Here is a 19,156-nt window from a genome sequence, read left to right as displayed (position 1 = left end):
CTCTGAAGAACCTGCGCAGGTTTAACGAGCTCTATGTAAGTTTAGCGCACATCTTATTCCGAAAACCGGTTTCCACTTTTCGGGATGTGCTTAAGTTTAGCGCAAATACGGAAACTTTATAAGATCAGTTATTTCTGCCAGACACCTTGGCGGTGCAACAGATTTTCAGCGGCATCCTGTTCGGCAATACGCTTGGAACGTCCTGTTCCGGTTGCCGGCTGAAAACCGGAAATTGCTACTTCCACCACAAAGACAGGCTCATGGTCGGGACCAGTGCGGCTGACAATACGGTAAACAGGTTGCAACTTGCCCTGCTGTTTGCCCTGCTGATGCGCCCATTCCTGCAACTCAGTTTTGGCATCACGGCGCGCCGCATCGCTCACTTTAGAGCGTGGCTCCCAATATTTGAGCACAAAACCACGTGCAGCTTCCAAACCACCATCCAGATAAATCGTGGCAATCAGTGCTTCAATCACATCGGCGCGCACATTCAGCAAGCGCTTGTCATTGAGGCTTTTGATATCGGAACCGGTTTCGATCAGATCACCCAGACCGATTTCATCGGCAACGGACGCACAGCCTTCAGCACTGACCAGCGCATTCAGGCGCACGGACAGTTCACCTTCCGGCGCATCGGGAAAAGCTGCAAACAGCATTTCCGCAATAATCAGTCCGAGAACGCGGTCACCGAGAAATTCCAGACGCTCATAATTGGAACCGGATTGCGGCCGCGCACTGGAATGCGTCAATGCGCGCTCAAGGCGCGCATGATCGACAAAGCTATGACCGGTTTTTTCTTCCAGTATTTTTATACGCTGGCGATCAGAAACCATTATCAGGCTCCTGACCGGCAGCTTTATTGTTGTTTAATTTCGTCAAAACACACATCAGTTATTTGTCGTTACAACGGATTTAGGATTTTCCGTTGCTCCGACCCAGTTCAGCAAGCGGTCGAACCGCAGATTGGTTGGCCAGCGCCACAGTTCCAGCGGGCTGTATTTTCCGGAAATGGAGAAGAAGATCACATTGGCGCGGCCAACAAGATTTTCATAAGGCACATAACCTACAGAATAGCGGCTATCCAGCGAGTTATCACGATTGTCGCCCATCATGAAATAATGACCGGCAGGCACCTCGAATACACGCGTATTGTCGCCCATAGCATTCGGATTCACGTCCAGCGTTTCGTAAGAAATGCCATTCGGCAATGTCTCGCGATAGACTTCAATCGGACGGTTTTCATCAGTCACATCAGGATTGGCAATCTCGCCAACCTTCTCACGCTGTACGGCCACATCATTGATATAAACAACGCTGTCGCGCACCTGAATCTTGTCACCCGGCAGGCCGATTACGCGTTTGATATAGTCAATATTGGTATCGCTTGGCAGCTTGAATACAACAACATCACCGCGCTTCGGCTCAGCACCCCAGATGCGGCCTTCAAACAGATCCGGTGACAGCGGCAGGGAATATTTCGAATAGCCATAGGCATATTTGGAAACGAACAGATAATCACCTTCCAGAAGCGTCGGACGCATCGAGCCGGACGGAATGCTGAATGGCTGAAACAGCAAGGTACGGATCACAAGTGCCAGCAGCAAAGCCTGCACAATAATACTGACGAGTTCACCAACACCGCCGGACTTTTTCACTTCATTCTTGTTAGACAAGCTGGGTTTTCTCCGCTTCTGCGCGTTTATTGTGCGACTCTTAACCTCTACAAAGCCATGAAGCAATCATGAACTCGCAACTCAAAGGACTGCGCCCCGCCTGCGTTGCATAAAACCCGCATCCTATGCCGGTTTTTGAGTAAAAAAGCCCATACCGGCTCTTGATATTTTCGTTTGCGATTCACGACTGAAATGCCGACAGCTTTGAGCCTGAAAATTGTTCAAATTATTGCATTTACCGGCTCTATCGCTCTGGTTATCATCAAACAGACATGATGTATTCTCTGGCGTAATGTTCATAAATCAGCGCCCGAATGCCATTATAAAACGACGATCGGACGTTGCACAAAACGCAGGGGAATAAACATAATCATGTCTCAGCCAGTGGAAATCCGTCTCTTCACAGCACAGGATAAAGCAGCATGGCTGCCTTTATGGAAAGCCTATCAGGATTTTTATAAGACCAGCATTGCTGACAACGTCACCGATTTAAGCTGGCAAAGATTGCTGGATGCGAATGAACCTATGAATGGTGCGCTGGCAATTATTGATGGTAAGATTGCCGGTTTTGTACATTATATCCGCCACCGCTCCACATGGTCGACAGGCGGTTACTGCTATTTGCAGGATCTCTACGTTAATCCGGATGTTCGCGGCAAAGGCCTTGGTCGCGCACTGATTGAGCATGTTTATCAAGCTGCAGCGGAAGCAGACTGCTCACGCGTCTACTGGCTGACCCATGAGACCAATACGGATGCGATGGCACTCTATGACCGCGTTGCCGATAAATCCGGCTTCATTCAGTATCGCAAAATGCTGTGATGTGCGAAAGCGCCCGTGATCGTGCGGGCGCTGTTTTTAAGCAGGTACGGCTTCAATAATCACAAAGGCCTGCGCCATCGGATATTCATCCGTAATACTCAGATGCACAACAGGCTTCATGCCTTCCGGCATCATGGATTGCAGGCGAACTTCAGCGCCATTGGTAAGGTGCATAGTCGGCTTGCCGGAGGGGAGGTTAATCACTTCCATATCCCGCCAGAAAACACCGTGAGAAAGACCGGTACCCAGAGCTTTGGAACAAGCCTCCTTGGCGGCAAAACGCTTGGCATAGGTATCCGCCTGACGCTTACGGCTTGCAGCCTTGGCACGCTCGCGCTCCGTAAACACCCGCTCCGTAAAGCGGCTGCCGTGGCGTTCAAGTGTTTTTTCAATGCGGCGGATATCAATCAGATCACTGCCGATACCAATAATCATCGGGAAGCGCCCTGCTCTGCCAGATTTTTCTTTAATGAAATACGCTGCAGGCGCTTGTGACGATAGCTGATCGTTGCCCAGCGCGTTGCCACGTAAACAGCCAGCGCACAGCCAAGACCAAGCACCAGCGAACCGAACAGCATCGGCTTCAAAATCGGCTGCCACAGTTCAGCAAAACTCATCTGCTTGAAAATTTCGCTTTCCAGAATTCGGGTCAGCGGCAAAGCCTGTGCCTGACCGTTTTCATCAACGATCATCCGGCCGACTTCATAGGTGCCGCCCCAGATAAACGGAATTGTCAGCGGATTTGCCAGTGCAGTGCCAATCGCAGCGGCAGCAATATTACCGGCAATGAGGTAAGCGAGAACAATCGCAAGAATGAGATGAAAGCCGAAGAACGGGGTAAAAGCCGCAAAAACACCGACGGCCAGACCTGCCGCAACAGCATGCGGGCTGGCAGTAATACGGGTGATCCGCTTGCCCATATAGCGCATTGAGCGCGAGAAAGAACGGCGCGGCCAGATCATCGTGCGAAGGCGCTCCCTGTAACTCAAGGGTTCTCTGCGTCTGAACAACATGACTTTCTGCCACCATCCTTAACTAAATCTGAGTATATCTGCATTGATGCACAGACATAACTGCTTCGCTTTATAGGCGGGAAACTCCCGTGAAGCTATCTCAATTATACGAGAATTAAGACTTTTTTAACAGTTCAAATAGTTATCGCATGAGGACAGCACAGCAGCAATGCGGCAAGAGGTAGTATGCCGCCTGAATAATGCGTCTTGAGACGAGATTATATGTCCCGCGAAAATGTAGTTTTTCCAATAATATCAGGCAGGTTTACATATAATTTGCACCGCTTTTGAATACAAAAAGCATCGCACTGATCCGCCGCGCCCCCGTGGCAGATCAGGCGATGCCTCTTGCAGGCAAAATCCGCGCTGAAGCTTACCCCTTCAGCCTGCAGTCTCTGCCTTCTCCGCATCTGCCCGCGCCCCCGCGGCTAATGCGAAGCTCTTTCCATGGCCAAAATCAGATGACCATGCTGAAACCCGGCCGGTTTTATATGGCCATACTAAAACTATGTGCACATTCCTTACGGAACTCATCAAATACTGCTGCGACGAGCCTCACCAGCGAATGATGTTCCGGCGCCATCACAATCACTGAACCCTGCACTGTGACGATACCATCGGCGGCCAGCGGGCGCAGCAATGCCAGTTCATCAGAAAAATTCACACCTGCTGCGACATCATTCAGATCGACACGGAAATCACACATCAGCTTTTCAATGATCTTCGCCCGCAAGCGGTCAGAATCGTTAAATGCATAGCCGCGCGTTACCGGTGCCCGTTCTGACAGCACCGCAGCTTTATACTGGCCGATATCGGCAATATTCTGCGTGTATCCTTCACGGAACTGCGAGATAGACGATGCACCGAAACCGAGCAGTGTCGGGCAGTCATCATCCGTGTAGCCCTGAAAATTGCGGCGCAATTGTCCGGCCTTTGCAGCCACAGCCAATGCATCAGACGGCAGGGCATAATGATCGATGCCAACCGGCTCATAACCCATAGCCATAAATGTCTCACCAACGATCTGCGCCTGCTCAAAACGGGCATCAGCATCAGGCAGCAGGCTGGTATCAATCAGCCGCTGATTGGCACGGCGCGCAGGCAGATGCGCATAACCGTAACAGGCAATACGGCTCGGACGGAATGCCGCCACACGTTTGCAAGTCTCACGCAATGTAGCGACCGTTTGCAAAGGCAGGCCGTAGATAAGATCAAAATTCAGGCTGGTTATGCCAACCTGCCACAGCGAGTTGACCGCAGATTCAACCTGCTCAATCGGCTGCACACGGCCAATGGCCTGCTGCACATCCGCATTAAGATCCTGCACGCCAAGGCTGGCACGGTTGACCCCAACCTGCGCCAGATCACGGCACAGTTTCTTGTCAACTTTGCGCGGATCAAGCTCGATAGCATGTTCCATATCATCAGCAAAATCGAACTGCTCACGCAGCACCTGCGTGATACGGGCAATGCCCTCGCCACCAAGAATGCTCGGCGTGCCGCCACCCCAGTGCAGATGCACGGCTTTCGGGCGTTCAGTCAGATATTGCCCCGCTTGGCGAATTTCGCGGGTCAATATATCGGCATAAGCCTCAATCACAGTATCACGCCGCGCAATCTTGGCGTGACAGCCGCAATAGTGGCATAGGTCCCGGCAATAAGGCACGTGAAGATAGAGAGAAACCGGTTCCCCCTGTCTCAAACGCCGTAACCACGCCTCATACTGATCTTTCCCGACTGCCGGAGAGAAATCCGCGGCAGTCGGATAAGATGTATAGCGGGGTACGGCAAGAGAAGCATAATGTCTTGCCGCAATCTCCGTCATACTGTTTGTCCTTTACCGGCAACAGCTGCCTGTTCGTTCAGTTTCATTTCCGGCGCAACCGGCATGTTTTTCATTTCCGGCGCAAGCGCCGGGGCGCGCACCAGCACGTCATTGCGCAATTCAAACCACATGGCATTGAAAATTGCGAAGGAAGAGGCCAGTCCCAATCCAAGGATCCAGGAAAAGTACCACATTTCATTGTTCCTTTTTCTTTACTCTTCAAAGGGTTAGTAAGCATTAGGCGTATTATCGACACTGTCTTTAGTAATCGGGCCGCGCATCACGCTATAGACCCAGCTGGTATAGAGAAGAATGAGCGGCAGAAAGATCACTGTCGCGATGAGCATGATGAACAAAGTCAGATGGCTGGACGATGCGTCCCACACTGTCAGGCTTGCATTTGGCATGACCGAGCTTGGCAGCAGGAACGGAAACAGTGACACGCCCGCTGTGCTGATGATCCCGAAAATACCGGCACTGCTGCACAAGAAAGCCAGCGTACCTTTGCGGCAATGCAGCGCGATAAAACTCAGAGCCATACCGGCAAAGCCGAGCACAGGCGCAATCAGCATCCAGCTATGTTTGGTGTAATTCTCCAACCAGACACCGGAGCCGGTTGTCACAGTCTTGAGCATCGGATTGGACGGCCCCGCAACATCCTGAACAGATGTCACGACATAACCATTGATACCAAAGGCCAGCCACACACCGGCAAGTGCAAACAGAACCACGCTGAGCAGCGCAGCAATCTTGCCGAAGCTGCGTGCCCGTTCAGCCACAACACCCGGAACACGGGCAACAATCACTGTTGCACCATGCGCAACCAGCATGGTCAGGCTAACCAGACCGCATAGCAGTGCAAAAGGTGTCAGCAGGCCGAAGAAATTGCCGTCATAATAAATGCGCATCGCATTATCGAAACGGAACGGCACACCGAGCAGAACATTACCAACAGCAACACCGAAAATCAGCGCCGGTACGAAACCACCGATAAACAGTGCCCAATCCCATGTGGAACGCCATGCGGTATTTTCCACCTTACTGCGGAATTTAAATCCGACCGGACGCAGGATCAGCGCCAGCAGAATGGCAATCATCGCCAGATAAAAGCCGGAGAAGGACACCGCATAAAGTGCAGGCCATGCAGCGAAAATCGCGCCGCCGCCGAGGATCAGCCAGACCTGATTGCCCTCCCATGTCGGGCCGATCAGATTGATGAGCATACGGCGCTCTTCATCGGTTTTAGCCGCGAAAGGCAGCAGAGTGCCCACGCCAAGATCAAAACCGTCCATGATCGCAAAACCGATCAGCAGAACACCGAGCAGCAACCACCAGATCAGGCGCATTGTTTCATAATCTAAAGGAATATTTGTCATTATCTTGCTCCTTTCGCCTGATTAACCGTTGTTCTGCATATTCAGGATGGCCGCATCCTGTGCCATATCGACATCAGGGCGTACCGGTTCCTTTGGGCCCGCTTTAACGGTACGAACCATCAGCCAGATCATGATGCATAACAAAGTGGTGTAGACGGTCAGGAAGAAACCAAGACTGATGACCAGATCAGTCATAGTGAGATTGGAAGCCGCATAGAATGTCGGCAGCACACCCTCAATCGCCCAAGGTTGACGGCCATATTCCGCAACAATCCAGCCTGCTTCAATCGCAATCCACGGCAAAGGCAGTGAGAACACAGCGATTTTAAGCAGCGCACGATTGGTATGTTCATTGATGCGATGTCTGCTCGCCAGAACAAAGGCAATTGCAAAAAAGGCGATGAAATAGAAGCCAAGCGCCACCATGACACGGAACGACCAGAACAAAGTACCGACACTCGGGATTGTATCTTCCGCAGCCTTGCGGATTTCTTCAGGTGTGGCGTTTTGAATATCATCGCGATAGCGCTTCAGCAGCAGGCCATAGCCGAGATCATGCCAGTTGGCCTTAAAAGCTTCACGGGCTTCAGCATCATTCGGATTGGCACGGATACGATCCAGCTCAACAGAAGCCTTGATACCATTCTCAATACGCTTTTCAGCCATATCCACCAGATCGTGGATACCCGGCAATTCCGTTGTCAGACTGCGGGTGGTGATGAGGCCGAGAACATAAGGAATATGCACTTCATAGCTGTTTTTGCCGTCGCCCGGAATGGCGAACAGGTTAAAACCGGCCGGTGCAGGTTCTGTTTCCCACATGGCTTCCATCGCAGCGATTTTCATCTTCTGCTGTTCGGTGGCCACATAGCCGCTTTCGTCACCCAACACGACGACCGACAAGGCAGCAGCCAGACCGAAAGAAGCGGCAACGGTCACAGAACGCTTTGCCAGTTCCACATGCTTACCGCGCAGCAGATAGATACTGCTGATTGCGATGATGAACATGGCACCCGTTACATAACCGGCGCTCACCGTGTGCACGAATTTTGCCTGTGCAACCGGATTGAACAACACAGCCATAAAATCTGTGACTTCCATACGCATTGTATCAGGATTGAAAACCGCGCCGACCGGATTTTGCATCCAGCCATTGGCAATCAGAATCCACAAAGCGGAGAAATTAGCGCCAAGCGCCATCAGCCATGTGACGGCCAGATGTGCCACGCGCGACAGACGCGCCCAGCCGAAAAAGAACAGGCCGATAAATGTGGCTTCAAGGAAGAACGCCATCAGACCTTCAATAGCCAGCGGCGCACCAAAAATATCGCCGACATAATGGCTGTAATAGCTCCAGTTCATACCGAACTGAAACTCCATCACGATCCCTGTGGCGACGCCCATGGCAAAATTGATGCCAAACAAAACACCCCAGAACATGGTCATGCGACGCCAGATGTCGCGACCGGTCATGACGTAAACGCTCTCCATAATCGCCATCAATAATGAGAGGCCGAGCGTCAGGGGGACAAAAATAAAATGATACATCGCCGTTGCAGCGAACTGCAATCGCGACAGATCAACGACAGTAAAGTCAATCATACTTCCAGCCTTTTATCATTCGGATAACCGCCGCTCCGCAACGGGAAAACAGCTTGCCGGATCCGTTTTCTGCAAACGGATCGTCCTCCCTTATCGCTGGTGTAACAAAGGCGTGAAAAAGCGCATTGATCTGGATCAATGGCTGTAAAACAAAAAAAGCGGGGAAACGCCCCGCCCTTTGCTCAAAATTTGTCTGTGCCTATGGCTTCAGCGACAGCCATTGTGTGGCGTGGACATTGTTCAGATTATCGTGCCAGCCTTCCAGCTGATCTGAAACCAGCGCCCGTGACGCATAGGTAAACAGCGGAATGACAACCTGCTCCTGAAGCAACAGGCGCTCAGCATCGGCCAACATCACCGCACGCGCTCTGAGATCGGTTGTGACCGAGGCCTTATCCAGCAAAGCGTCATAGGTTTTATTGAACCATTTTCCATAATTGAAACTACTGTCACTTTTATAGAGAAACAAAAAGCTTTGCGGATCGCTGTAATCCCCGATCCAGCCATCCCTTGCCAGATCGAATTTTCCGCCTTCGCGCAGATAATTGAAATAGGTCGTGCCTTCCATTTCATTCAGCTTTGCCTTGATGCCGATATTTTTCAGCATATCCGCAATGGCAGCCATGACATTTTTATGGTTCTCGGATGTATTATAAAGCAGCTCAACCGTCAGACTGTCCGGCTTGATACCTGCCTCTTTCAGGAGTTCTTTCGCTTTGTCTTCACGGTCGAGAATGTCCTGATTGGCATAATCCTGACGCACCCCGCCGCTGATATAATTATCAATACCGGGCGGTACAAAAGAATAAGAAGGTAGCATTGTCCCCCGCCAGACTTCACGGGCGATAAATTCCCGGTCAATCACCATGGATATAGCGCGGCGCACACGCATATCTTTCAACGGACTGCCGTCCTCTCCCTTTATATCGAGAAAATAGCTGCCCAGTTGCGGGGCAATGCGCAGCTGAGCGCCAAATCTTTTGCGTACATAATCCATCTGCTCGGCAGGCACATCGGCACAGACCTGCACCTCTTTTGCTTCAAACCGGCGCATACAACTGGAGCGGTCTTCAAAAGGCAGCCAGTTCACCACATCAATTTTGACCTTATCCGCGTCATAATAATAGGGATTTTTCTTCATGATGATTTTGTCATTCGGCACAAAACTGGTCAGTTGATAGGCACCATTGCTCACCAGATTTCCGGGAGCGGTGAATTTTTCGCCGTATTTTTCAACGCTTTTGCGATGTAAAGGCAGTGCCGTGTGATGTGCCATCAATTGCAGAAAATAGGGCGTCGGCGCTTTCAGTGTGAACTTCACCGTATAATCATCCGGTGCTTCCACGCCCAATTGCTCAGGCGGCAACTGTCCGCGGGAGATTGCTTCGGCATTTTTGATCGGAAACAGCACATTGGCATAGGGTGCGGCTGTTAGCGGGTTCATAATACGGCGGAAAGAATAGACAAAATCCTGCGCGGTAACCGGATCACCATTCGACCATTTTGCATTATCGCGCAGGTGGAAAATATAGCGCACGCCATCCGGTGACATTTCCCATGATTGTGCAACACCGGCGATGATTGCGCCTTTGGCATCTTCCATCACCAGCCCCTGATAAAGATCGGCGAGAAGCGCCGCCTCATCGACCGTTGATGTCAGTTGTTGATTGAGCGAGGACGGATCGCCATTATTGCCACGATTTAAAATGATTTCAGCATTGGCAGATGTACTGAACACAGAGATCAGCAGACCAGAAATCAATAATGACCGGCGCATATAGCCCCTCCTCAATCAATAAAATAAAGACATGAATAAAAATCCCGCGCCGATATTACGCGAGCGCGGGTTCAGGAAAATCCCAATAAAATGCAAAAAGCTGCGTCTGCCTTAGGGGGCAAACGCAGGACACATTCTTAAAACTGTCAGAGATCAGCTTTTGAATTCAGTGCCGGCAACGGCTGAAAGCGAGCGATGCGAGAGAATGCTCACCGTATTGGCATCCGGCAAATGAATCAGACCCTGAGTGCGCAATTTTGTGAAGCAACGGCTGACAGTTTCAATTGTCAGGCCGAGATAATCTGCAATATCCGTGCGGTTCATCGACAAATGTACCGGATTGTCCGGATGGCCGACACGTTTCGCCTGTGCTGAGAGCACCAGCAGGAAAGAGGCCAGTTTCTCAACAGGTGCAAGACGCCCGAGCACCAGCTGATTATCCCGCGACTGGCGCAAAGCCTCACGCGTCATCACATAGAGCCGGTCTTTCAATGCCGGATGCTGATCCATCAGCTCGTCCATCTCATTTACGGAAAAGCAGCATAATGTGGATGGCACAACAGCTTCAGCCGTCTGGGAATAAGTCCCGTCATCGGCGAGACCGAGATAATCGCCCGGATAAAGGAAGCCGGAAATCTGACGGCGGCCGTCCGGCAGCAATGTAAACAAACGCAGCAGACCGGAAGTCAGGCTGAAAACTTTCAGCTTCGGTGCGCCCTCTTCCACCAGCATTTCGCCGGTTTCAAGCTTGCGTGAAGACATGATTGCCTCCAGCGCATGCAGCGCATCATCCTGCAAAGCGGCACAGATCGCCATTTTACGCACTTCACAATCAACGCAGGCTCCGCACGGGTCACGGTGACGCTGGCTATGCATTGTCTGAGCTGTAAGAACTGAAACCACGATGATGCCTTGTTTTTACACTTGTCGTTATCGGAAAACCGGTGCCCGCTTTTCCGCGACACGCTCTAACTCTTTGTTTTAACGCGTATCTTATCCGAAAACCGCTTCGCACTTTTCGGGACACGCTCTGGTTTTTTAATTCGTCGTATTATCGCGGACGCTAAATGCTCTGGCACCCCGACGGGTTTTATGTGCAACAATAATTTAATGAGGCAAGCCGATAGCTGTTCATGCCACGAAGACTATGTTCCTCATGGCATGAATGTTCGCAAATTTCCATATCCCGCCTCGCCCTGCGTCAAAAAACGCTTTGAAAATCAGCAGAGCGTCATGGTTTAGCTCAGATATTACGGCTTCCCGGCTTGATGGCTGGAAGCGCTGCCAGTTCCGGCGGCAGATTATCCTTATCATAGGACGGCACTTCATATTCAGCCAGTGCGATCAGCTTGGTGCCGACATCGGCTTTACCTGCCGAGCGGTCAACGATACAGGCAGCAGCCACAACTTCCGCCTTCAAATCGCGCAGCGTATCAATTGTCTCGCGGATAGACAGACCGGTGGTCACAATATCTTCCACGATCACAACGCGGGAGCCTTCCGGCAGTTCAAAACGGCGCAGTTTGAAAACACCATTTTCACGCTCGACCCAGATCGACGGCACGCCGAGATGGCGTGAAGTTTCATAAGACGGGATCAGACCGCCGATTGCAGGGCCGACCACATAGTCAATCGGACCGAGATCCGCGGCTTTGATCTTTTCAGCCAGCGCTTTGCACAGTTTTTCCGTCTTGTCGGCATGCATGAACACCCGCGCTTTTTGCAGGAAAACAGGGCTGCGGCGACCGGAAGTCAGAATAAAATGCCCTTCAAGAATGGCACCTGCCTCACGAAACACGCCCAGCACATCTTCAGTATTCATAGAAGCCTCTTATCCGTTAACGCGCTGTGCATCGCTCACACAGGCGCTTTCTTTTAATTGCGTAATAATGCGGTTGAGATGTTTGAGATCCCAAACCTCAAGATCCATAATCATTTCTGTAAAATCAGGCGCGGTGCGCACCATGGAAAGATTGTGGATATTCGTATCATTGACCGAAATAACCTGTGCAATCTCTGCCAGTGAACCCGGTGAATTAATGGCGGAGACGGAGATACGGGCAGGAAAACGTTCATGCATTTCGCCGTCAATATCCCAGCGCACATCAATCCAGCGCTCCGGCTGGTCATCATAGGCGGTCAGTGCAGAAGACTGGATCGGATAGATCGTGATGCCGACACCCGGCTGCAAAATTCCGACAATACGATCGCCCGGAACAGCGCCTTCCGGCGCGAAACGCACCGGCAAATCCGAATTCGCACCGCGGATCGGCACAGCATGATTTTGCGCTGCCGCCTGCTTTTGCACATCCTCAGTGTTACCACCCTCCGGTACCTTAAAGATCATACCGGCAGCATTTTGCAGGTTAAACCAGCCCTTCTCGCCGGTTTTCGCAGGACTACCCGTTGTCACGCGCGTATCCTGATAATCCGGATAAACCGCTTTCAGCACATCGCCGGAAGCCAGCTCGCCGCGACCAACCGCGGCAAAAACATCTTCAATATCTTTGCGCGCCAGCCGTGCCAGTGCAGGCTTGAGCAAATCCTTACTGAACGGCTTGTTACCGCGTTCGAATGCCCGTTCCAGAATACGCATACCCAGACCGGAATATTGCTTGCGCACGGCAGCGCGCGTTGCACGACGAATTGCCGAGCGCGCTTTACCGGTAACCACAATGGATTCCCATGCCGCAGGCGGAACCTGCGACTTGGAGCGGATAATATCCACCTCGTCGCCGTTTTTAAGCTCGGTCATCAGCGGCATCATGCGGCCATTGATCTTCACGCCAACGGTGGAGTCGCCAATATCCGTATGCACCGCATAGGCAAAATCAATCGGTGTTGCGCCGCGCGGCAATGCAATCAGGCGGCCCTTCGGCGTGAAGCAGAAAACCTGATCCTGAAACAATTCCAGCTTGGTATGTTCGAGAAATTCTTCCGGATTATCACCTTCAGACAGCGCCTCAATCGTACGGCGCAGCCATGCATAGGCATTGGATTCCGTGGAAATCGCGGTTGGCACCGTATTGCTGCGGCCGTCTTTATAGATCGAATGGGCTGCCACACCATATTCCGCCACATCATCCATGGCGCGGGTGCGGATTTGCAGCTCTACGCGCTGACGGGACGGCCCGATAATTGTGGTGTGGATTGAACGGTAATCATTCTGCTTCGGCGTTGAAATATAATCTTTGAAACGCCCCGGCACCATTGACCATGTGCGGTGAATAATCCCCAGCGCCTTGTAACAATCATCAACATTATCAACGATTACGCGGAAGCCGAAAATATCGGAAAGCTGCTCGAAAGACAGGCCTTTGGTTTCCATTTTACGGAAAACCGACCAAGGCTTTTTCTGCCGGCTGGAAACATCAGAATGCAGGCCTTTTTCGGCAAACAATGTCGCCAGATCTGTCTCAATCTTGCTGAGCAGACCACGGTTTTTTTCCATCAGTTCCGCAAGGCGGTCAGTCACCGCACGCCATGCTTCCGGATTGATATAACGGAAGGCCAGTTCTTCCAGCTCTTCGCGCATGTCCTGCATACCCATGCGACCGGCCAGCGGCGCATAAATATCCATGGTTTCTTCGGCAATGCGCAGACGTTTGTCTTCGCGCATCACGCCAAGGGTGCGCATATTGTGCAGACGGTCAGCCAGTTTCACCAGCAACACGCGCACATCGTCGGAAATCGCCAGCAGAAGTTTGCGCAGATTTTCCGCCTGCACGGCTTTTTTGGAAACCAGATCGAGTTTTTTAAGCTTGGTCAGACCTTCAACCAGCTTGCCGATTTCAGGGCCGAAAAGCTGGTCAATCTCAGCGCGGGTCGCGTCAGTATCTTCAATTGTGTCATGCAGCAGCGCAATGGCAATGGTTGCCTCATCAAGACGCATATCTGTGAGGATTGCCGCAACTTCCAGCGGATGGGAAAAATAAGGATCGCCGGACGCACGTTTCTGACTGCCATGTTTCTGCATCGCATAAACATAAGCCTTATTCAGCAGCGCCTCATTCACATCAGGCTTATAGTGCTGCACCCGCTCAACCAGCTCATATTGGCGCATCATCAGCCTGCACTCCTCTTACCCGCGCATCAAACAAATCATACATAGCGACACCGGCGTCACGACTCCGGAATTTACTGTAAAACGCAACCGGCACAAAGCACTACAGGTTTTAAAGCATATAATAATCCGGCATCTACCGGCATTTTTCATGCGGCATTTTAACGGCCAGAGCATAATTTCTTAAACTTGAAGCAGTTTAAGTTAAAATTATGCTCTTAATTTCAAGTGTTAGAGCGACCATTGTGCGCCCAATGGGGCGCACGGCGCTCTAACCCAAGGAGCCGCCTGATGCGCACAAAATAAAGCGCCGCAGAATGTTCTGCAGCGCTTTAATAATCCGGTCTTTACTGACACCGGCAATCTGAAAACAATGCCGGATATCTGTTGAAACAGCTTAAAGCGCCTCAACAAAAATCAGTAATCGTCGCTCTTTTCCGGTGCAACCAGACCTTCGATACCAGCAAGCAGATCTTCTTCGCTCATGCTGTCGAATGTCACGATGTCTTCTGCGCCGACAACAACTTCGCCGCCCAGTTCGTCCAGAGCGCCGCTGATCTGCAATGGTGCCGGTGCTTCCGGTTCGTCAATTTCCACATGCTTCTGCAGCGAGTGGATCAGGTCTTCTTTCAGATCGCCCGGTGACAGGGTCTCGTCAGCGATTTCACGCAACGCAACAACCGGGTTTTTATCGTTGTCGCGATCAATGGTAATCTGACCGCCCTGAGAGATCTGACGTGCACGATGGCTGGCAAGCAGAACCAGCTCAAAGCGGTTGTCTACCTTGTCAACGCAATCCTCAACGGTAACGCGGGCCATAGATCGCCCCTTTCATATCTCAAAATTAATTCAGGAATTCTCGATTTCCATAACGCCACTTGACACAAAAAACAAGCAAAAGCGCACATAGAGCGGTTTTGATTTTCCATATCTGTGCGCAAACACAGCTCTCATAGCCTTGAGACTTCATTTTTCCGTCACAAAACCCCACAGAATCGCTCCCGATCTTTTAAAATCCACGCTGTTCTGCGGGCTTTGAAAAACCTGCAATAAAGTCCTCTAAATCGTTTATACTCTTGCTCCCAAATGAATAGATTTCATTTATATGATATTTGTGATATCTTAATCACACATTTTCCCTGTCTTTTCCAAATACGGCAATAAAAACAACCTGTGATTGCTTGCCTTTCTGTAGATGCGCCTTAGAACGCAAACTAGGAGAGGCTTTTTTCAAAACTAAAAATTGAAAAGTGCGGACAATTAATCAGCAAAATATTATTTGCTGAAGAATGGATAATTATCAAAATGTTTGATTCACGCGAAAAAATCGCGCTTTTTATCGATGGCGCCAATCTTTACGCTGCATCCAAGACACTTGGCTTTGATATTGATTACCGCAAATTGTTGAAAGCTTTTCAGAAGCGCGGTTACTTGCTGCGTGCTTATTACTATACTGCACTTGTTGAAGATCAGGAATATTCATCCATCCGCCCCCTGATCGACTGGCTTGATTATAATGGCTACAAGGTCATTACCAAAGCTGCCAAAGAATTTACTGATGCAACCGGCCGCCGCAAGGTAAAAGGCAATATGGATATCGAACTTGCTGTCGATGCCATGCAGCTGACTGAAACCGTCGATCACTTTGTAATCTTCTCCGGCGACGGCGATTTCCGTTGCCTCGTGGAAGCATTGCAGCGTCGCGGCCGCAAAGTGAGCGTTGTTTCGACACTCACTACACAGCCGCCAATGATTTCCGATGAGCTGCGCCGTCAGGCAGACCATTTCCTTGATCTGGTGACCCTGAAGTCTGAAATCAGCCGCGAAGCCTCTGAGCGTCCGGCTCGCCGTTTTGAAGAGGAAGAAGAGCTGTACTAAGCTCTTCTGACTTATTTTGCAGTATCCGGAACCATCCCGCGATTGCGCATTCTGCCCCCGCCTTCACGACTTTATTCAAGTCTGGCGGGGCAATGAGTCTTCATGGCATAATGCCCCGGTTCCTGCATTTCTGCCGACAGATCCGCAGAACAGTGCAACAGCGGTTTGCACCACCACCCTGCCCGCCTTTACCGATCGGGCACGCCTGCTGATTATCGGCCTTGCACCGGGTTTACGCGGTGCCAACCGTACCGGCCGCCCCTTTACCGGTGATTATGCCGGTGACCTGCTTTATTCCACATTGAAAGATTATGGCTTTGCTCAGGGCAATTTCGAAGCGCGCCCTGATGATACATTGACGCTCAATGATTGCGCTATCGTCAATGCTGTTCGCTGCGTGCCGCCGGAGAACAAACCGACCGGCGCCGAGATCAATACCTGCCGCCAGTTTTTATCGCCGTTCATTACCGGCCTGCCAAATTTGCAGGCGATCGTCACGCTTGGCACCATTGCCCATCAATCGACAATCCGCGCCCTTGGCCAGCCGGTCTCAAAACATAAATTCGGCCACGGCGCACAAACAGATATCGGTCAATTGCGCATTTTCTCCAGCTATCATTGCTCGCGCTACAACACCAATACCGGTGTTCTCACGGAAGCCATGTTCCGTAATGTATTCAGCAATGTGCGCGATTATCTGAACGATAATCCCCAGAAGTGAGCTCATAAAAAAGCCCTGTCTGAGACAGGGCTTTAATATTTCGGGTATTACCCGCGATCACGGAGCAATCGTGATTTTTCACGATTCCAGTCACGGTTCTTTTCCGTCTCGCGCTTGTCGTGCAGTTTCTTACCGCGTGCCAGAGCGATTTCGAGCTTCGCACGGCCACGCTCGTTGAAATAGAGCTTCAACGGCACAACTGTCATCCCGTCGCGGGCGATGGAATTGGCCAGACGCACAATCTCTCTCTCGCTGAGCAGTAATTTGCGCAACCGCCGCGGATCATGATTGAAACGATTGCCTTGCGTATATTCAGGAATATAGGAATTAATCAGCCAGAACGCATCATTCTCAAAGCTGGCATAGCTTTCAGCGATATTTGCCTGATTGGAGCGCAAAGATTTAACCTCGGTTCCCGAGAGAACCAGGCCCGCTTCAATCACTTCAAGTATCTCGAAATTATAACGCGCTTTGCGGTTATCTGCGATGACTTTGCGTGCAGGTGCATTTTTTTTCGTATTCATGGCAGCAATATATATCTGATCCGCAACTTTACTAGAGCATTTCACAGTCAAGTTGGATGAACTTGACGACCGTGATAATGCGACCACTTTAGAATCCAGAGCTTTTCCGGCTTAAACTGCAACAAGCTGAATAAAAAAAGCCTGCCGGTTCAATATTCATGTACCGGCAGGCGATAGATGATTTGCAGCAAAATAAACAGCGTAAACTGTTTAGTTGTGCCGATTGCGCAGAATTACTGATTGAGCAGACCTGCATGACGCAGCGCTGCATCGATTTTCTCTGCGGTTTCAGCCTCAACAGGCATCAAAGGCAGGCGCAGATGATTGGTAATGCGTCCGGTACGTGCCAGCGCATATTTAACGCCTGAAGGGTTCGGCTCCATAAACAAGGCCTTGTGCAACGGCATCAAACGATCCTGAATTGTCAGTGCTGTTGCATAATCACCGGCCAGACAGGCTTCCTGAAACTGCGCGCAAAGACGCGGTGCAATATTGGATGTTACGGAAATACAGCCGCGACCGCCATGAGCGTTGAAACCCAGAGCCGTGGCATCTTCGCCGGACAACTGAATAAAGTCTGTACCGCAAGTTGCACGCTGCTCAGAGACACGCTCAATTTTACCGGTTGCATCTTTCACGCCAACAATATTTTTGTGGTCGCGCACAAGAGCGCCCATTGTTTCCGGTGTCATATCAATGATCGAGCGTCCCGGAATATTATAGATCACCAGCGGAATTGAAATCGCCTTGGCAACAGCGGAAAAATGCGCATAAAGCCCGCGCTGATTTGGCTTATTATAATAAGGTGTCACAACCAGAACAGCATCAGCACCAGCACCTTGCGCATGCTGGGCAAGCTCAATAGCTTCAACAGTATTATTAGAACCGGCGCCGGCTATAACCTGCGCACGGCCTTTCGCTTCTTCAACGCAAACCTCGATTACCCGTTTATGCTCATCATGGGACAGTGTCGGAGTTTCGCCAGTTGTACCAACCGGTACAAAGCCATGCGTCCCCTCCTCGATCTGCCAGTTTACAAGGCCACGGAACGCTTTTTCGTCAAAACCACCCTGCTCTGTAAAAGGTGTGACGATAGCCGTGATTGAGCCCTTAAGCATCGGGTACTCCCAAAAGTTTGCCTGTGTTTTAATATGAATTACATATCAGCGAAAAATCGACCGATAATGCAGTTTATTACGCCGGATTTGCAATCCCGGAATAGTATGCTCTAATTTTAAAGTGTTAGAGCGGGTTTTATGCACCCGATCGGGCACACGCGCTCTAATATTGTAGATCAGGTGACGCAGAAGAAAATCCGGACTGATAATATCAGCCCCGCATCTCCGGCAATTTTTGATTTTGCAAAATCAAAAAAGCCCTGCGCTGCCTGTATGCAATTTCAAACCGCATATATAATGGTTTCTAGTATACAGCCCATAAGAATGTTATTATATTCACTACAAATGCCATAGAACGACCATCCATACAGGCCTCGCAGCCGCGTACAGAATGATGGCACCACCACCTGTTCGTGAAAAGTGCTGCACCATAGTCCTGCAAAACTGCTGCATCAAGCAAATTTACGCATATTCATAGGCATTTCATCGCTATGATAAAAATAAACGCGTATTTCGTCAGTCCGACGAAATATTTTATACATAGTGACGAAAACCTGTCAGCAAGTGATTTGCAATTCATCCCCGTTCTTCTGAGAAACAACAGTCAATACCGGCAAAATTGGGGCGCAAATCACGATGAATTTATGATTAAAAACGATATCAACCCGTCTTTCAGGTAAGGCTTCATTAACATTGCCTTCACAGGTCTGACCTATAATTGGAAGTACAGAAGACCGGCAGCATTCAACAGCATATTCAGAACC

At 50.5% G+C, this 19,156-nt stretch carries 18 protein-coding genes; 3 read left to right on the top strand and 15 right to left on the bottom strand.

Going from position 1 to position 19,156, the window contains the following annotated elements; all coding sequences use genetic code 11:
• Positions 1-128: 128 nt before the first annotated feature.
• Both rnc and lepB read right to left on the bottom strand, forming a co-directional pair.
• Positions 129-833: a ribonuclease III gene (gene rnc, locus JNC80_RS10610; protein WP_151158086.1), complete on the bottom strand. Its 705-nt coding sequence runs from the start codon at positions 831-833 to the stop codon at positions 129-131.
• Between the two features lie 54 nt (positions 834-887).
• Positions 888-1,673, bottom strand: a complete 786-nt coding sequence (lepB, locus tag JNC80_RS10605) for a signal peptidase I (protein WP_022711972.1) — start codon at positions 1,671-1,673, stop codon at positions 888-890.
• Between the two features lie 372 nt (positions 1,674-2,045).
• Here lepB and JNC80_RS10600 point away from each other — a divergent pair, with 372 nt between their 5' ends.
• On the top strand, positions 2,046-2,495 hold the full coding sequence (locus tag JNC80_RS10600) for a GNAT family N-acetyltransferase (protein ID WP_376710293.1): 450 nt from the start codon (positions 2,046-2,048) through the stop codon (positions 2,493-2,495).
• Positions 2,496-2,531: 36 nt separating this feature from the next.
• Here the strand turns inward: JNC80_RS10600 and acpS are convergent, their stop codons facing one another.
• From acpS to rpoZ, 11 genes are all read right to left on the bottom strand, one after another.
• Positions 2,532-2,930 carry a holo-ACP synthase gene (gene acpS, locus JNC80_RS10595; protein ID WP_075654593.1) on the bottom strand — a complete coding sequence of 133 codons (399 nt, stop codon included), beginning with the start codon at positions 2,928-2,930 and terminating at the stop codon, positions 2,532-2,534.
• Positions 2,927-3,508 (bottom strand): DUF2062 domain-containing protein, encoded by a 582-nt coding sequence (locus tag JNC80_RS10590; RefSeq protein WP_022711969.1) that lies wholly within the window; start codon positions 3,506-3,508, stop codon positions 2,927-2,929. The genes acpS and JNC80_RS10590 overlap by 4 nt, the downstream gene beginning before the upstream one ends.
• A gap of 487 nt (positions 3,509-3,995) precedes the next feature.
• Positions 3,996-5,333, bottom strand: a complete 1,338-nt coding sequence (hemN, locus tag JNC80_RS10585; RefSeq protein WP_376710292.1) for an oxygen-independent coproporphyrinogen III oxidase — start codon at positions 5,331-5,333, stop codon at positions 3,996-3,998.
• Positions 5,330-5,527: a cytochrome bd-I oxidase subunit CydX gene (gene cydX, locus JNC80_RS10580; RefSeq protein ID WP_376710291.1), complete on the bottom strand. Its 198-nt coding sequence runs from the start codon at positions 5,525-5,527 to the stop codon at positions 5,330-5,332. Before cydX ends, hemN begins: the two co-directional genes overlap by 4 nt.
• Before the next feature lie 33 nt (positions 5,528-5,560).
• On the bottom strand, positions 5,561-6,709 hold the full coding sequence (gene cydB / locus JNC80_RS10575; protein WP_376710290.1) for a cytochrome d ubiquinol oxidase subunit II: 1,149 nt from the start codon (positions 6,707-6,709) through the stop codon (positions 5,561-5,563).
• Positions 6,710-6,730: 21 nt separating this feature from the next.
• Positions 6,731-8,311: a cytochrome ubiquinol oxidase subunit I gene (locus JNC80_RS10570; protein ID WP_221720880.1), complete on the bottom strand. Its 1,581-nt coding sequence runs from the start codon at positions 8,309-8,311 to the stop codon at positions 6,731-6,733.
• A gap of 199 nt (positions 8,312-8,510) precedes the next feature.
• Positions 8,511-10,088: a peptide ABC transporter substrate-binding protein gene (locus JNC80_RS10565; protein WP_376710289.1), complete on the bottom strand. Its 1,578-nt coding sequence runs from the start codon at positions 10,086-10,088 to the stop codon at positions 8,511-8,513.
• Positions 10,089-10,241: 153 nt separating this feature from the next.
• On the bottom strand, positions 10,242-10,964 hold the full coding sequence (locus JNC80_RS10560) for a helix-turn-helix domain-containing protein (RefSeq protein WP_028233878.1): 723 nt from the start codon (positions 10,962-10,964) through the stop codon (positions 10,242-10,244).
• Positions 10,965-11,331: 367 nt separating this feature from the next.
• Positions 11,332-11,910, bottom strand: coding sequence for an orotate phosphoribosyltransferase (pyrE, locus tag JNC80_RS10555; protein ID WP_022711962.1), 579 nt, complete (start codon positions 11,908-11,910; stop codon positions 11,332-11,334).
• A gap of 9 nt (positions 11,911-11,919) precedes the next feature.
• Positions 11,920-14,154 carry a RelA/SpoT family protein gene (locus tag JNC80_RS10550; protein ID WP_376710288.1) on the bottom strand — a complete coding sequence of 745 codons (2,235 nt, stop codon included), beginning with the start codon at positions 14,152-14,154 and terminating at the stop codon, positions 11,920-11,922.
• A 414-nt stretch (positions 14,155-14,568) separates the two neighbouring features.
• On the bottom strand, positions 14,569-14,970 hold the full coding sequence (gene rpoZ / locus JNC80_RS10545; protein WP_022711960.1) for a DNA-directed RNA polymerase subunit omega: 402 nt from the start codon (positions 14,968-14,970) through the stop codon (positions 14,569-14,571).
• Positions 14,971-15,456: 486 nt separating this feature from the next.
• Between rpoZ and JNC80_RS10540 the strand changes: the two genes are divergently transcribed.
• Together JNC80_RS10540 and JNC80_RS10535 are read left to right on the top strand one after the other, a co-directional pair.
• Positions 15,457-16,029, top strand: coding sequence for a LabA-like NYN domain-containing protein (locus JNC80_RS10540; protein ID WP_022711959.1), 573 nt, complete (start codon positions 15,457-15,459; stop codon positions 16,027-16,029).
• Positions 16,030-16,045: 16 nt separating this feature from the next.
• Positions 16,046-16,750 carry a uracil-DNA glycosylase gene (locus JNC80_RS10535; protein ID WP_376710287.1) on the top strand — a complete coding sequence of 235 codons (705 nt, stop codon included), beginning with the start codon at positions 16,046-16,048 and terminating at the stop codon, positions 16,748-16,750.
• 47 nt (positions 16,751-16,797) lie between these two features.
• Here JNC80_RS10535 and smpB read toward each other — a convergent pair whose 3' ends face one another.
• Positions 16,798-17,274, bottom strand: a complete 477-nt coding sequence (gene smpB, locus JNC80_RS10530) for an SsrA-binding protein SmpB (protein ID WP_121992884.1) — start codon at positions 17,272-17,274, stop codon at positions 16,798-16,800.
• A 233-nt stretch (positions 17,275-17,507) separates the two neighbouring features.
• Entirely contained in the window at positions 17,508-18,392 is an 885-nt protein-coding gene (gene dapA / locus JNC80_RS10525) for a 4-hydroxy-tetrahydrodipicolinate synthase (RefSeq protein ID WP_022711956.1), read from the bottom strand.
• Positions 18,393-19,156: the final 764 nt, after the last annotated feature.

The sequence above is a fragment of the Pseudochrobactrum lubricantis genome (genome assembly GCF_041929865.1).
Classification (GTDB): Bacteria; Pseudomonadota; Alphaproteobacteria; order Rhizobiales; family Rhizobiaceae; genus Pseudochrobactrum; species Pseudochrobactrum saccharolyticum.
This window is presented reverse-complemented; position numbering and strand designations above follow the sequence as displayed.